Origin of the sequence: Gluconacetobacter dulcium (genome assembly GCF_014174165.1) — a bacterium.
GTDB classification, from domain to species: domain Bacteria; phylum Pseudomonadota; class Alphaproteobacteria; order Acetobacterales; family Acetobacteraceae; genus Gluconacetobacter; species Gluconacetobacter dulcium.
Genome location: NZ_JABEQN010000030.1, coordinates 1 through 14909 on the forward strand (window position 1 = coordinate 1; position 14909 = coordinate 14909).

Sequence of the window (14909 nt, forward strand, 5' to 3'; positions counted from 1 at the left end):
GGTTGAGCAAAGGCGGAAGGGACCCATGCTCCCAAACGGGCTCCAGACCCTCGGGGGGGACGGGCTCCCTTCCGCTATACATCCTCGCACATCACCAACAGACAGGGGGGGCGGGCATACCGCGTTCGATCGCCTCGCTCGGCAGCGCCGGTTGAGGGGTCAGGCCGCCGGCGGGGCACCGGGCGGGAGAAGGGTTTTCGTGCGTGTGTCCCATCGCCAGAGGGTCTCGTTGGTCAGGCGCGTGCCGCCCCACCAGCGCAGGATGGGGTTATGACGCGACCAGTCGTCCTGCCCGGCGACGAGCCGGCGGCCGGGATCGGGCCGTCCACCAGGCGATGGAGGAATGTGAGGATGCGGGCGTCCGGCAGGGCGCGGCGCAGATGCCCTGCCCCGCTATCGCATGTGATCAGGATCAGGTCGGCCATGGACGGCTCCGTTCTTCCCGCCATCCTCGCGCGGCGGCGCATGACGGGTAGCGTAGGCCGGGGAGGCCCGTACCGGAAGAGGCGCACCGGGTATTCCGCCTCTTGACTTGACAGCGCGCCGACCAGACGGTTCCTCACCCCCTTGGCTTTCCTATTGGACGGGTTCGGTCCGCTGCTTCATTCCTTCGAATCTCTTTTCGTGCATTACGGCTACGGCGTAATCGCGGTCGTCGTCATGCTTGAGAGCATGGGGCTGCCGCTGCCTGCCGAAACGCTGATCATCTCCTCGGCACTCTATTGTGCGGCGACACATCGCCTGGACATCTCCTGGGTGGCGGTGGCGGCGATCGCGGGTGCCATCATGGGCGATAATTTCGGATACCTGATCGGCCGGCGCTATGGCCATCGGCTGCTGGAGCGCCATGGCGGCAAGGTGGGGCTGAACGACCGCCGGCTGATATTGGGGCGCTATCTGTTCCGGCGGCATGGCGGCAAGGTGGTGTTCTTCGGCCGCTTCATCGCCATCCTGCGCGTGTTCGTCGCCCTGCTGGCGGGGGCGAACCGCATGCCGTGGCATACGTTCCTGTTTTTTAATGCCCTGGGCGGGGTCGGCTGGGCCGGTGGCTACGCGTTGGTGACGTATTATCTGGGGAATGAGGTGCTCAAACTCTCCGGGCCGGTCGGGATCGCGCTGGGAGGGATCGCGGTCCTCGTCATCGGCGGCAGTTTTCTCTTTCTGAAGAAAAACGAAGTCAGGCTGACCGAGGAGGCCACCCGTGCCGCCGAACTGGAACAGAAGGGAAAGTCCAAGCCATGAATATCGCCGCGAAATGGACCATCGACCGCGCACCGGACCTGACGGGCCGCACCGCCGTCGTGACCGGAGCGACCGGCGGGCTGGGCTATGAAGTCGCGTATGGCCTGGCCTCGCGGGGCGCGCGCGTGCTGCTGACCGGGCGTGACGCGGCGCGGGGCGCCCGGGCCGTGGAGATGCTGCGCGAGCGGTTGCCGGAGGCGCGGGCGGAATTTCTGCCGCTCGATCTGGCCTGCCTGCGGTCGGTCGCCGGGTTCGCCCGCGACCTGAAGGAACGGACCGACACGCTGGACATCCTGGTGAACAATGCGGGGGTGATGGCCTCGCCCCGGCGGCAGGAAACGGCCGATGGGTTCGAATTGCAGTTCGGTACCAATTATCTGGGCCATTTTGCCCTGACCGGGCAGTTGCGCCCCCTGCTCGTGCGCACGGCGGATGGTGGTCGGGTGGTGAGTGTGGCCAGTCTGGCGGCGTGGCAGGGGCGTATCATCTTCGATGATCTCCAGAGCCGGCATCGCTACACGCCATTCAGTGCCTACCAGCAGAGCAAGCTGGCCAATCTGATCTTCGCGCTGGAACTCAACCGTGTGGCGCAGTCCGCCGGGTGGCGGCTGCATTCCATCGCCGCTCATCCCGGCTGGGCGCGAACGGATATCGCGGTCAGCCGGTCTTCGGCCCCACAGGGCCTCGCCGAGCGGTCGATGCGCCGTATCGTTCGCATCGGGTTCCGCTATCTGGGCCAGTCGGCGGAGGCTGGGGCGCGGCCGATCCTGTTTGCCGCTGCGGCGCCCGAGGCGCGGGATGGCGGCTATTACGGGCCGGGCGGACGGGGTGAACGGCGCGGCCGGGTGACGGAGGCGCGCATTCCGCCACAGGCGCTCAGCCTTTCGGTGGCGCGGCGGCTCTGGGCGGTTTCGGAGCGGCTGACCGGGGTGGCGCTTTCCTGAGCGGAAGGTCGGGCTCTGCCCGAACCCGCAAGGGGGCGCGGCCCCCTTGACCCCATTCGTTTAGGAAATGGTTTCCAAGGGCGACGCCTTTGGCCGGTCCAGGGCAAAGACAAGCCCTGGCCTTGGAAGCTTGTACGCACGTCGGGGGCATGACATCTTTTCCGGAATGATGACACGCGCGTCTTTTCCCATGACAGGCTGGTGGTGCTCCGGTTAAGGAGCGGCGCGTCGTCATTCATCATCCACGACCAGTGCCGCCGTGTCCGGTGGGCGCTGACATAAACAGGCAATCCGGTCGCGGCTGCTTTTACGAAAGCAGGAACAGTGATGTTGCCATTGGATAAAAGCATCGATCTCCCGGAGAGCTATTCGATTCAGGATGCCGTGCCGGGTGTCGAAGAGTATCTGCGGCTTCGCCGCGTCAGCGGGCTGGCACCGCGCACCGCGCCAGCGGCTGAAGCGGGTTTGCCCAACAGCCTTTTTTCGGTCTGTGTCCGGCAGGGCGCGCATGTTGTGGGAATGGGCCGCGTCATCGGGGATGGGGCGCTATTCCTGCATATCGTGGATGTGGCCGTGGATCCGCACCATCAGGGACAGGGCTTGGGAAAGGCGATCGTTGCGGCGTTGATGCGCCATATCGCACGCACGGTGCCCGCCGAGACTTATGTCAGCCTGATGGCCAATGGGGAAGCGTTCCACCTTTACGAGCAGTTCGGCTTCGCGGCGGTGACGCCGGAGGCGCGCGGCATGGCCTTGTGGGTCAAGGGACCGTCCTGAGCGGACGGTCCCTTATCGCCGGACGAAGGTCCAGTAGAGCGGCTGGCGGCCGGCTTGCAGGGCCTTGGCTTCGTAGCGGGTTGGGGGCCAGCCTTCCGGGCGGGTGGTGGCCGGCGGGGCGGTGTCGAACAGGTCCTGCGCCGCCATGACCTCCTGGACCCAGGCCTGGTAGGTCGGGTCGTCGCTGGCGACGCGCCAGATGGCGCCGGGCTTCAATGCGCGGGCGACCAGGGCGATGTTGGCCGGATGGACGAAGCGCCGCTTGGCGTGCCGGGCCTTGGGCCAGGGGTCGGGGAACATCAGGAACATGCGGTCGAGCGAGCGTTCGGGGAGCGCGCGCAGCAGGGCGCGGGCGTCTTCGTCCCAGATCCGCAGCAGGTCGGGCACCGGGGCGGTGGCTTCCTGATCGTCGGGCACCAGGCGCGACAGCAGGGAGCACAGGCCGTTTTCGAAAACTTCGCTGGCGATGTAGCCGACATCGGGATGGGCGGCATGTTGCGCCAGCGAATGTTCGCCGCCGCCGAAGCCGACCTCCAGCCAGATTTCGGCCGGGACGCGGCCGAAGGCGCGCGCCGGATCGTCCAGACGGGTCTGGTCGAAGCGCAGGCGGGGCAGGGTTTCGTCCAGCAGGCGTTGCTGGCGGGGCCGCAGCGGGTGGCCCCGCTGGCGGCCATAGAGCCGGTCGGGCGACGCCTTGACGGCAACCGTGGGGGTCCCTGCCGCGTCAGGCGAGGCAGGGATGGTCGTTTCGGATGCCGTCACGGGGTCCCCGGTCCGATCAGCGGTTGAACGCACCGCGCAGCGCGTCCACCAGATCGGTCTGTTCCCACGTGAAATTGTCGCGGGCGGCGTCGGGCGTGCGGCCGAAATGACCGTAGGCCGAGGTTTCGGTGTAGATCGGGCGGTTGAGGCGCAGGTGCCTGCGGATGCCGCGCGGCGTCAGGTTCATGACTTCACGCAGGACGCGGCCCAGCTTTTCCTCGTCCACGTCCTTGCCGGTGCCGTCGAGGTCCACATAGACCGAGAGCGGGTGCGAGACGCCGATGGCGTAGGAAATCTGCAGCGTGCAGCGATCGGCCAGGCCGGCCGCGACCACGTTCTTGGCCAGGTAGCGGCAGGCATAGGCGGCCGAACGGTCGACCTTCGTCGGGTCCTTGCCGGAGAACGCGCCGCCGCCATGCGGGGCCGCGCCGCCGTAGGTGTCGACGATGATCTTGCGCCCGGTCAGGCCGCAATCGCCGTCGGGACCGCCGACGACGAACACGCCGGTCGGGTTGGCGTAGAATTCGTCATCCGGGCACATCCAGCCTTCCGGCAGAACGTCCACCACGATCTCGCGCAGGGCGTCGCGGATGGCGGCCTGGCTGGCGCCTTCGTCATGCTGGGTGGAGATGACGACCGAGGTCGCGCCGACCGGGCGGCCGTCGACATAGCGCAGCGTGACCTGGCTCTTGGCGTCGGGTTGCAGGTTGGCCACGCGGGCGTCGCCGGCCTTACGCAGGTCGCGGATGCGGTGCAGGATGGCATGCGAATAGAACAGCGGCGCCGGCATCAGCGTCTCGGTCTCGCGGGTGGCGAAGCCGAACATGATGCCCTGGTCGCCCGCGCCTTCGTCCTTGTCGCCGGCGCTGTCGACGCCGACGGCGATGTCGGCGGACTGCGCGTGCAGGAAGGATTCGATCGTCGCGTTCTTCCACGAGAAGCCGGACTGGTCGTAGCCGATGTCGCGGATCGCGGCGCGGGCGCCTTCGATCAGGGCCTCGGTGGTGACGGAGGCCGGGCCACGGACTTCGCCGGCCAGCACCACGCGATTGGTGGTGACCAGGGTCTCGCACGCAACACGGGATTCACCATCGGCCGCCAGATAGGCGTCCAGCACCGTATCGCTGATCCGGTCGGCAACCTTGTCGGGATGGCCTTCGGATACCGATTCCGATGTGAACAGAAAATCACCTTTGTTACGCATGATGGTCCTGTCTGTCTCGTACGGGGATAGGGAACGACACCGCCACGCATGCGGGGTCCGGGCGGGACCGTTTGGCCGAGAACCTACAAATCGTCAAGTATTTTTGCGGGATACCACGATCCCGCATGGGCATTGCCGTGACGATTGTTTCGGTTGGGGAGAATATTCAGTGAAGTCCCAGAACGTCTTCCATGCTGTACAGCCCCGGTGCCCGGCCGCGCAGCCACAGGGCGGCCTGGACCGCGCCGGTGGCGAAAACCCGGCGGTCGAACGCGCGGTGGGTCAGGGCGATCTGTTCGCTGGCGGAGGTGAACAGCAGCGTATGTTCGCCCACGATCTGGCCGCCGCGCAGCACGGCGAAGCCGATCGCGTCGGCCTGACGGGGGCCGGTATGGCCGGTGCGGCCGGATTCCATGTGGCTGGACAGGTCGATGCCGCGCCCGTCGGCGACCGCCTGGCCGATGGCGAGTGCCGTGCCGGACGGGGCATCGACCTTCTGCCGGTGGTGCATTTCCAGGATTTCGGCGTCGTAGACCGAAGAGGGCAGCACTTCCGCCATCTGGCGGGCCAGCCGGGTGACCAGGGTGACGCCGGGCGAGTAATTGGCGGCCTGGACCACGGGGATTGTGCGGGCGGCGGTGGCGACGGCATCCTGATCCGCTTGCGACAGGCCGGTGGTGCCCAGCACCCAGCCGGCGCCGGCTTTGGCCAGGGCGGCGGCATGGGCCTGGACGGTGACGGCGTGGGTGAAGTCGATCACCACGTCGCAGAGCGGGGCCAGGGCATCGAGCGTGGCGAACAGGCTGCCGTCTTCCTGCCGGTCGCGGCTGGTGCCGCCCGCGAGGAGCGCGCCGGCGGCCGTGACCTCCTCGCGCAGCAGGCGCCCGACGCGCCCGTTGATGCCGGCGATGCCGATGCGCATCCTGTCTGTCGTCATGTCACGGTCCGGAAAATGGGTGGCGGCGCGACCGGGGGATCGCGCCGCCTGATTATCCATGGTGCGAGTTGGGGGGATCACCATGGATAGCGGATTTTCTAGCCGCAACCCGGAGGGGGTTCAACAGCGCGTATTGTCGCCCCTGCGGCTGGCGATCAGAGCTTGCCTTCGAAGAAATCACGGACTTTGCTGAAAAAGCCTGTGCTTTCCGGGTTGGCGCGCGCGTGGTCGTCGGCCTCGGTCTCTGATTCATACTCTTCCAGCAATTCGCGCTGGCGTTTTGTCAGGTGGTGCGGGGTTTCGACCGACACCTGGATATACATGTCGCCGCGCGCCGACGACCGCAGGACCGAGAAGCCCTTGCCGCGCAGGCGGAAATTCTCGCCGGTCTGGGTGCCGGCGGGGACCTTCACCTTGGCGCGGGAACCGTCGACGACCGGGACCTCGATTTCGGTGCCCAGGGCGGCCTGCGTCATGCGCAGCGGGACGCGGCAATAGATGTTGGCGCCGTCGCGCTGGAAGATCGGGTGGGGTTCGACCGCGATATGCACATAGAGGTCGCCGGGCTGCGCACCCTTGCCGCCGGCCTCGCCCTCGCCCGACAGGCGGATGCGCGTGCCGTCCTCGACCCCCGCCGGGATCGCGACTTCCAGCGTCCGCTCGCGCTCGACGGTGCCGGCGCCACGGCAGACGGTGCAGGGATTGCGCACCACCTTGCCCGCGCCGTGACAGGTGGGGCAGGCGCGCTCGACCAGGAAGAAGCCCTGTTGCGCGCGAACCTTGCCGGCGCCATGGCAGGTCGGGCAGGTCTCGGCGCCCTGGTCGCGGTCGGCCGAGCCGGTGCCCTCGCAGGATTCGCAGGTGACGCGGGTGGGCACCGTGATCGCCTTCTTGATGCCCGAAAATGCCTCGGTGAAGGAAATCGAGACCTGCACCTGGATGTCGCTGCCCGAGCGGCGGCCGCCGCGACGGCCGCCCATCATGTCGCCGAACATCTGCTCGAAGATGTCGCCCAGGCCACCGCCGCCGCCGAAATCGAAGCCGCCGGCACCGGGGCCGCCGCCCTCGAACGCCGCATGGCCGAACCGGTCGTAGGCGGCCCGCTTCTGGTCGTCCTTCAGGACATCGTAGGCTTCGCTGATTTCCTTGAACCGCGCCTCGGCCGAGGCATCGCCGGGGTTGCGGTCGGGATGGTACTGCATGGCCAGCCTGCGATACGCCTTCTTTACCTCGTCGCCATTTGCATCGCGGGAGATTTCGAGCGTGGCGTAATAATCAAGCTTGGTGGCCATAATGGTCCTCATTGGCGGGGCCGCTTCGCAGCGGGTCGGGGGACGGTGCCCCCGGCCGGCATGCGGCCCTGACAGTCATGTCATGGAAAAGCGCCCGCCTTCAGGGAAGGGGGCGCCTCGCTTGGGGCAGGACGCCGGCCCGGAGGCCGGCGCGCGCCGCGCGGTAAACGCCGGCCTGTGGGGCCGACCGCTTACTTCTTGTCTTCGACGTCCTCGAAGTCGGCATCGACGACCTTCTCGCCGTTCGGGCCGGTGGCACCGGCGGCGCCGGCACCCGGAGCGCCTTCGGCCTGGCCGGCCTTGTAGACGGCCTCGCCGATCTTCATCGCCGCCTTGGACAGCGTTTCGGACGCGCTGTTCAGCGCGGCCACGTCGCTGCCTTCAAGGGCCGTGCGGACCGACGCGATGGCGGCTTCGGCCTCGGCCTTGTCGGCGGCGGGAACCTTGTCACCGGCTTCGGCCAGCGACTTCTCGACCTGATGGGCCAGGCTTTCGGCCTGGTTGCGGGCCTCGACCAGTTCCTTCTTGGCCTTGTCGGCCGTGGCGTTGGCCTCGGCGTCCTTGACCATCTTCTCGATGTCGGCGTCGGACAGGCCGCCGGACGCCTGGATCTTGATCTGCTGTTCCTTGTTGGTCGCCTTGTCCTTGGCGGAGACCGACACGATGCCGTTGGCGTCGATGTCGAACGTCACCTCGATCTGCGGCATGCCGCGCGGCGCGGGCGCGATGCCCGTCAGGTCGAAATTGCCCAGCAGCTTGTTGTCGGCCGCCATCTCGCGTTCGCCCTGATAGACCTTGATGGTCACGGCGCCCTGGTTGTCTTCGGCGGTCGAGAAGGTCTGGCTCTTCTTGGTCGGGATCGTCGTGTTACGGTCGATCAGACGGGTGAAGACACCGCCCAGCGTCTCGATGCCCAGCGACAGCGGGGTGACGTCGAGCAGCAGCACGTCCTTGACGTCGCCCTTCAGCACCGCGCCCTGCACCGCCGCGCCGATGGCCACGACTTCGTCGGGGTTCACGTTGCGGGCCGGCTCCTTGCCGAAGAACTGCTTCACCGCCTCGATGACCTTGGGCATGCGGGTCATGCCGCCGACCAGGATCACTTCCTCGATTTCCGCCGCCGAGACCGACGCATCCTTCAGCGCGGCGCGGCAGGGCTCCAGCGTGCGCTGGATCAGGTCGTCGACCAGGCTTTCCAGCTTCGCGCGGGTCAGCTTCAGCACCAGATGCTTCGGACCCGAGGCGTCGGCGGTGATGAAGGGCAGGTTGATCTCGGTCTCCTTGGAGGAAGACAGCTCGATCTTCGCCTTTTCCGCCGCTTCCTTCAGGCGTTGCAGGGCCAGCTTGTCGGCGCGCAGGTCGATGCCCTGCTCGCGCTTGAACTCGTCGGCCAGGTAGCTGATGATCCGCGCGTCGAAATCTTCACCGCCGAGGAAGGTGTCGCCGTTGGTCGACTTCACCTCGATCACGCCATCGGAGATTTCGAGCACCGAGACGTCGAACGTGCCGCCGCCGAGGTCGTAGACCGCGATCGTGCCGCCGTTCTTCTTCTGCAGGCCGTAGGCCAGCGCCGCCGCCGTCGGCTCGTTGATGATGCGCAGGACTTCCAGGCCGGCGATGCGGCCGGCGTCCTTGGTGGCCTGACGCTGGGCGTCGTTGAAGTAGGCCGGAACCGTGATCACGGCCTGGGTCACCGTCTCGCCCAGATAGGACTCGGCGGTTTCCTTCATCTTGCCCAGCACGAAGGCGGCGATCTGCGAGGGGGCGTATTTCTTGCCCTGCGCCTCGACCCACGCATCGCCATTGTCGCCGGGGACGATGTTGTAGGGCACCAGGCCCTTGTCCTTGGTGACGGTCGGGTCGTCGTAGCGGCGGCCGATCAGGCGCTTGACCGCGTACAGCGTGTTGGACGGGTTGGTGACCGCCTGGCGCTTCGCCGCCTGGCCGACCAGCATTTCGCCGCTGTCGGTGAAGGCGACCATCGACGGGGTGGTACGCGCGCCTTCGCTGTTCTCGATGACGCGGTTCTCGTCCCCTTCGCGGATCGCGACGCACGAATTGGTCGTGCCGAGGTCGATGCCGATAACCTTGCTCATATGTCTTCTCTCCTGTCAGCGGTCCGGACCGGCCCGAAGCACCGGAATGGACCCTAGAAAAACTGCCGTGAAGCGGGATGGGTGGACTGTTTGACCACATCCGCCTGTACCGCCATGGCCGTCTTCAGCATGTATTCAGCCATGGCGCCTGTTTCAAGGGGGGCTGTCGCCGGGGGGCGGCGTCCCCCTGGCGTTTCAGCCCGCCGGCGTTTCCGCCGCCGGGGGCGCGCCCTTGGAGACGACGACCATCGCCGGCTTCAGCAGGCGGCCATGCAGCGTCCAGGCCGGTGTCCATGCCTGGATCACGGTGCCATGGGCGTGCTCGTCGCTATGCTGTTCGGCCATCGCCTGATGATGGTTGGCGTCGAACGGATGGCCGGCCGGGTCGGCGGCCGAGATGCCGTTGCGCTCCAGGATGCCCAGGAACGAGCGCTCGGTGCTCTCGATCCCTTCGCGCATGCGGGTGATCAGGGCGTCTTCCCCTTCGGCGGGCGCGGGCAGGCTGCTCAGGGCGCGCTTGAGGTTCTCGGCGGCCTCGACCACGTCGCGGGCGAATTTCTGCGTGGCATATTGCCGCGCGTCGTCCACCTCGCGCTTGGTGCGGGTGCGCAGGTTCTGCATCTCCGCTTCGGAGCGCAGCCATTTCTCGCGCATCTCCTCCAGGGCTGCTTCCAGCTCCTGGATGCGGGGGTGGGTGGCTTCGGTCTGGCCGCTTTCCGGCCGGATCGGGTCCTGATCGGTGCCGGGGTTTTGGCCCGGCGCGGACGCCCCGGTCTCTCCGCTCGGAGAGTCGGCGACGTGGGTGGGGTCGGTATCGTGGCTCATGCCCTGAGAAGTAGGTGAGCCCAGGCGCTTGGACAAGGCGTAACGACCACCTTCAACGCGATGTTCATGTGGCATTCCCATCCCATGCAGGGCAGGAATGCGCCGATGGAGACGGATGGGAAGATGGATGGATCGTCATGAGCCGGCAGTCATGACATCGGCACATGGCCGGGGCTAAGATGGCGGCTGGACTGTGATGGAGCGAGAACGCCGCGATGGAGCCGACGAAACACACGATCGCCCTGGTCGATGACGACCGGAATATCCTGGCGTCGGTCCAGATGACGCTGGAGGCCGAGGGGTTCAACGTCCGCACCTATACCGACGGCGAAAGCGCGCTGCACGGGCTGATGAGCCGGCCGGTCGATCTGGCGGTGCTGGACATCAAGATGCCCCGCATGGACGGCATGGAACTGTTGCAGCGCCTGCGGGCGCGCTCGCAGCTTCCCGTCATCTTCCTGTCCTCGAAGGACGAGGAGGTGGACCAGTTGATGGGGCTGCGGCTGGGGGCCGACGATTACATCACCAAGCCGTTCTCGCAGCGGCTGCTGCTGGAGCGCATCCGCGCCCTGCTCCGCCGCAACGAGGCCAATAGGGCCGAGGCCGGCGGACCGGCCGTCGGCGGCTCGCTGGTGCGGGGCGAACTGTCGCTGGACGAGACGCGGCATCAATGCCTCTGGCGCGGCAAGGACATCCAGTTGACGGTGACGGAGTTTCTGCTGGTCAAGGCGCTGGCGGCGCGGCCGGGGCTGGTGAAGTCCCGCGACCAGTTGATCGACGCGGCCTATGGCGAGAACATCTATGTCGATGACCGGACCATCGACAGCCACATCAAGCGGGTGCGCAAGAAATTCCGCCAGGTGGACGAGGATTTCAACCAGATCGAGACGCTGTACGGCATCGGCTACCGGTACAAGGAAGAATAATGCCGGTGCGCGGCCGAGACGGCGGGGCGTCGCCGGCGGGCCTGCTGGCGCGGGCGCGGCGGGGCATGGCGTCGTGGGCCGAGATCCAGACCCATGATGCCGCTTCGGCCTTCCACGAATATCGGACGCGCCTCGTCTCGCCGCTGATGCGGCGTATTCTTCTGGTCAACGCCCTGCCGCTGATGCTGCTGGCGCTGACGCTGTTCTATCTCAACCAGTTCCAGAACAGTCTGCTGGAAGCCGAGGTGATGGCGCTGCGCGAGCAGGCGCGCATCTATGCCGGCGCGCTGGGGCAGAACGCGGTGACCGCCAGCCGTGGCGGCGACCCGGTGCTGGATGCCGCGCAGGCGCGGCCGCTGCTGCTGCGGCTGACCGAACCCAGCCCCAGCGCCCATGCGCGGCTGTTCGCGCCGGACGGGCAACTGGTGGCCGACAGCCGGGTCGAGGCGGCGGCGGTCCGGCACCGCCGGGTGCGCGGGCAGATCGATGCCCAGCCCCTGCCCTCGCCCGTTGCCGGCGATGACGGTGACGACCGGGTGGTGGATACCGCCGCCAATGTGGGGTTTGTCGAACGGTTCTATGACCGGCTGCTGTCGATGCTGCCGACCCTGTCGGGTACGCGGATCATCACGCTGGCGACGCCCGACACCGATCCGTCCGTCCAGCCCATGGCGGGTGGCGGCAAGGCCGCGCCGGAAATGCCGCCTTATATCCGCCGGACCGCCAACCGCCATCTGATCGTGACCGTGGCCGAGCCGGTGATGCATGAGGGGCAGACGGTCGGCATCATCCAGTTGACGCGCCAGGCGCGCGATGTGGACCGGTCGCTGTTCGCGGTGCGGTCGTCGATCCTGTCGCTGGTGCTGGTGGCGCTGGCGCTGACCGTGCTGCTGTCGTGGTACCTGTCGCTGACCATCGCGCGGCCGCTGCTGCGGCTGGCGGCCTCGGCCCATGTGATCCGCGAATCCTCCGGCCGGTCGGACAGCGTGCCGCCGCGCCTGCTGGCCCGGCGGGACGAGATCGGCGAGGTGGCGCGGGCCTTGCAGGACAGCGCCCGCGCGTTGTGGGCGCGCATGGATGCGATCGAACGTTTCGCCGCCGATGTGAGCCATGAGATCAAGAATCCGCTGTCTTCGATCCGTTCGGCGATCGAGACGCTGTTGCGGATCGAGGATTTGAACCGTCAGCGCCGGCTGCTTTCCATCATCAATGACGATGTGCGCCGGCTGGACCGGTTGATCACCGATATTTCCGATGCCAGCCGGGTGGATGCCGAACTGTCGCGCGCGCGGGCCGAGCCGGTGGCGGTGGTGCCGATGCTGTCGGTGCTGGCCGAAATCCATCAGGCGACCCGCAGCGCGGGCCAGCCGATCCTGAGCGTCAGCGCCGGGCCGGCGGACAAGCCGCTGACGGTGATGGCGGTCGAGGACCGGCTGGTGCAGGTGCTGCGCAACCTGATCGGCAATGCGATCTCGTTTTCGCCGCCGGACGGCCAGATCGTGCTCAGTGCCGCCGCCGTTTCCGGCGGGATGGTGGAGATTGCGGTGACCGACCAGGGGCCGGGTATTCCGGCCGCCAAGCTGGGCAGCATTTTCGACCGGTTCTATTCCGAACGGCCGACCAGCGAGAATTTCGGCCAGCATTCCGGGCTGGGCCTGTCCATCAGCCGCCAGATCGTCGAGGCGCTGCGCGGCACGATCCGTGCCGAGAACCGGGTGGGGGCGGACGGGCAGGTGACGGGGGCGCGCTTCGTCGTGACCCTGCCGCGTGGCGGGGTGCAGGGTCACGGGTGAGGCAGTCCGCGCCGGGTGTCCTGAGAGCGGTTTCGGTTATTGCTTCTGCCCGGCCTGCAGGTGGGCGTCGAGAAAATGCAGTGTCCACAGATAGGCGGCGAGCCAGTCCTGCGTGCGGAGGAAGGCGTGGCGCTCGCCGGGGAAGATGTGATCCTCGAACGGGATGTTGCGTGCCGTGAGCATGCGGGCCAGCAGGGTGGATTGTTCGAATTCGACGTTATGGTCGTCATCGCCGTGGATCAGCAGGACGGGCGCCTGCCAGTGCGCGATGTCGGCGGCGGGGGACGATCGCCATTCGGTGTCGCGCGCCTGCTGTTTTTCCTCGGGGGAGAGACCGGGGTGGTCGGGTTCCGTGAGGTCGTGCACGCCGTGGAAATCGGCGCCGGCGGCGAACAGGGCGCTGTCGCGGGCGAGGGCCAGGGCCGTCAGGTAGCCGCCCCAGCTTCCGCCCCAGATGCCGATCCGCGCCGGTGCCACGTCGGGGCGGGCGCGCAGGTAGAGGCCGGCCGCGTGGACATCGCCATATTCGCTGGCGCCGGCCCGGCCGATGCCGGGTGCGTCGCGGAAGGCCAGGCCGTAGCCGGTGCCGCTGCGATAATTCACCGACAGGACGACATAACCCCGCGCCGCCAGAAGCTGGTTCATGATGTAGGCGTTGGAATAATAGCCCATGGCGTTGAAGGCCGGCAGCATCTGCCGTTCCGGGCCGCCATGGACGAAGATCAGCGCCGGATGCGGGCCGGGCGTTGTGGCCGGCGGCAGGAATAGCTGGCCGTGGATGTCGTACCCGTCCGCGCCGTGGATGTGGACGATCTGGGGGGCGGTGAAGGTGAAGCCGTCCGGCACCGTGGCGGTGACGGGGACCCGACGGCCGCCGTTTTGCAGCACCACCGGATGGGCGGGCTGGGCGATGCCCGTGGCCATGACGGCGATGGCCTGGCCGGCCGTCGTCAGGGTCGTGACCTGTTCGTCTTCGGCGGTCAGCGGGGTGGCCGGGGTGTCGTCGAGCGGTTGCGACCAGGCGCGCCAATGGTCGAGATCGCCGCTATTGGCCGTGTAGAGCAGGTGCGTGCGGTCCGCCGACAGGCGATAGGTGGCGATTTCGGCGCCGTCCGGCGTCAGGCAATGCGGGGTTGGCGGGCTGGCCGCGACCGGGAGCGCGCAGAGCCGGAGCCAGCCGCTGCCCTCCCACGGGAAGAGCAGCCGTCCGTCGCCGGTCCAGGTCAGGCCCATGCCCTCCGGTGCCCAGAAGCGGCTGCCTGCGCCTTCCGGTGCCGTCCAGAGCGTGCGTTCCGTGCCGGTGGCGATGTCGTAGGTCTGTATCGACCAGAAATGGCCCTTTCCGCGTTCGGCCGTCAGCAGGGGCGTGCGCACCCGCACGAAGGCGATGGATCGTCCGTCCGGCGAGAAGGCCGGCATCTGGTCCTGGGCCAGGGCGGCGGGGAGGAAGACGGGGGCCTCATTGCCGGGTTTGTCCTGCCATAACGCGATGAGGGCGTGCGATCCGCGATCGATCTCAATGGCCAGACGGGTGCCGTCGGGCGACCAGTGCAGGGCGGTGATCGCGCCCGGTGTGGTCAGGACCGCGCGGGGGACGCCGCCGGCCCGGCCGACCAGCAGCGTGCCGCCATGCGCGAAGGCCAGTTGTCGGCCGTCGGGCGAGAATGTCGGTGCGTGTCCCTCCCCTGCCGTGACGATCCGGCCGTCGGGGAGGACGACGCGCACCGTCTGCTTGCCCGGCATTGGCGCGTTGCCGGCGTTCGGCGGCGCGTCGTCGGGATATTCGGGATCGCCTCCCTCGACGAAGGCGAGCATCCGCCCGTCGGGGCTGAGGGTGAGGCCCCAGAGGTCGGTTCCGTCGTCTTGCGTGTAGGCCGTGACACGGTGCGGCGTGGCGCCGCCGTCCGAGACCAGGATATTGCGGATGCCGTTGCGGCGTTCGACCCATGCCAGGCGGGGCGCGTCGGCGGCACCGGTCAGGCCGTTGGCGTAGGGCATGGCCAGCAGGGCGGCCAGACGGGTGGCGTCCGTCGCCGGGGCGGCGTGAGCGGGGAGAATGGTGGCGGCGAGCAGGGCCGACGCGGCGAGGAGGGAGGATCGGACGGTCATCG

13 protein-coding genes are annotated in these 14909 nt (G+C 67.8%); 5 read left to right on the forward strand and 8 right to left on the reverse strand.

All coding sequences use genetic code 11. The annotated features are described in order from the left end of the window. Nucleotides 1–233 precede the first annotated feature (233 nt). Nucleotides 234–425, reverse strand: coding sequence for a hypothetical protein (locus HLH25_RS17825; RefSeq protein WP_182975359.1), 192 nt, complete (start codon nucleotides 423–425; stop codon nucleotides 234–236). 235 nt (nucleotides 426–660) lie between these two features. On the opposite strand from HLH25_RS17825, the gene HLH25_RS17830 reads away from it, so the two are divergent. The 3 genes from HLH25_RS17830 to HLH25_RS17840 all read left to right on the forward strand — a co-directional run bounded on the left by HLH25_RS17830 (nucleotide 661) and on the right by HLH25_RS17840 (nucleotide 2963). Beyond that, on the forward strand, nucleotides 661–1242 hold the full coding sequence (locus HLH25_RS17830) for a DedA family protein (protein WP_182975393.1): 582 nt from the start codon (nucleotides 661–663) through the stop codon (nucleotides 1240–1242). Beyond that, a complete protein-coding gene (locus HLH25_RS17835; protein WP_182975360.1) occupies nucleotides 1239–2186 on the forward strand; it encodes an SDR family oxidoreductase in 948 nt (315 codons plus the stop codon). The genes HLH25_RS17830 and HLH25_RS17835 overlap by 4 nt, the downstream gene beginning before the upstream one ends. 327 nt (nucleotides 2187–2513) lie before the next feature. After that, nucleotides 2514–2963, forward strand: a complete 450-nt coding sequence (locus tag HLH25_RS17840) for a GNAT family N-acetyltransferase (protein ID WP_182975361.1) — start codon at nucleotides 2514–2516, stop codon at nucleotides 2961–2963. 12 nt (nucleotides 2964–2975) lie between these two features. Here the strand turns inward: HLH25_RS17840 and trmB are convergent, their stop codons facing one another. From trmB to HLH25_RS17870, 6 genes are all read right to left on the reverse strand, one after another. Then, nucleotides 2976–3704 (reverse strand): tRNA (guanine(46)-N(7))-methyltransferase TrmB, encoded by a 729-nt coding sequence (trmB, locus tag HLH25_RS17845; RefSeq protein WP_182975394.1) that lies wholly within the window; start codon nucleotides 3702–3704, stop codon nucleotides 2976–2978. A 37-nt stretch (nucleotides 3705–3741) separates the two neighbouring features. Continuing rightward, nucleotides 3742–4929, reverse strand: coding sequence for a methionine adenosyltransferase (gene metK / locus HLH25_RS17850; RefSeq protein ID WP_182975362.1), 1188 nt, complete (start codon nucleotides 4927–4929; stop codon nucleotides 3742–3744). A 166-nt stretch (nucleotides 4930–5095) separates the two neighbouring features. Continuing rightward, entirely contained in the window at nucleotides 5096–5866 is a 771-nt protein-coding gene (dapB, locus tag HLH25_RS17855; protein ID WP_182975363.1) for a 4-hydroxy-tetrahydrodipicolinate reductase, read from the reverse strand. A 155-nt stretch (nucleotides 5867–6021) separates the two neighbouring features. Beyond that, nucleotides 6022–7158: a molecular chaperone DnaJ gene (gene dnaJ / locus HLH25_RS17860; protein ID WP_182975364.1), complete on the reverse strand. Its 1137-nt coding sequence runs from the start codon at nucleotides 7156–7158 to the stop codon at nucleotides 6022–6024. 191 nt (nucleotides 7159–7349) lie between these two features. Further along, nucleotides 7350–9254 carry a molecular chaperone DnaK gene (dnaK, locus tag HLH25_RS17865; RefSeq protein ID WP_182975365.1) on the reverse strand — a complete coding sequence of 635 codons (1905 nt, stop codon included), beginning with the start codon at nucleotides 9252–9254 and terminating at the stop codon, nucleotides 7350–7352. A gap of 195 nt (nucleotides 9255–9449) precedes the next feature. Beyond that, entirely contained in the window at nucleotides 9450–10115 is a 666-nt protein-coding gene (locus tag HLH25_RS17870; RefSeq protein ID WP_375289003.1) for a nucleotide exchange factor GrpE, read from the reverse strand. A 179-nt stretch (nucleotides 10116–10294) separates the two neighbouring features. On the opposite strand from HLH25_RS17870, the gene HLH25_RS17875 reads away from it, so the two are divergent. Together HLH25_RS17875 and HLH25_RS17880 are read left to right on the forward strand one after the other, a co-directional pair. Further along, complete coding sequence (locus HLH25_RS17875) at nucleotides 10295–11005, forward strand: response regulator transcription factor (protein ID WP_182975366.1); 711 nt, start codon at nucleotides 10295–10297, stop codon at nucleotides 11003–11005. A 65-nt stretch (nucleotides 11006–11070) separates the two neighbouring features. Beyond that, complete coding sequence (locus tag HLH25_RS17880; protein ID WP_246402701.1) at nucleotides 11071–12798, forward strand: stimulus-sensing domain-containing protein; 1728 nt, start codon at nucleotides 11071–11073, stop codon at nucleotides 12796–12798. Between the two features lie 36 nt (nucleotides 12799–12834). Here the strand turns inward: HLH25_RS17880 and HLH25_RS17885 are convergent, their stop codons facing one another. Further along, nucleotides 12835–14907 (reverse strand): S9 family peptidase, encoded by a 2073-nt coding sequence (locus tag HLH25_RS17885; RefSeq protein WP_246402696.1) that lies wholly within the window; start codon nucleotides 14905–14907, stop codon nucleotides 12835–12837. Nucleotides 14908–14909: the final 2 nt, after the last annotated feature.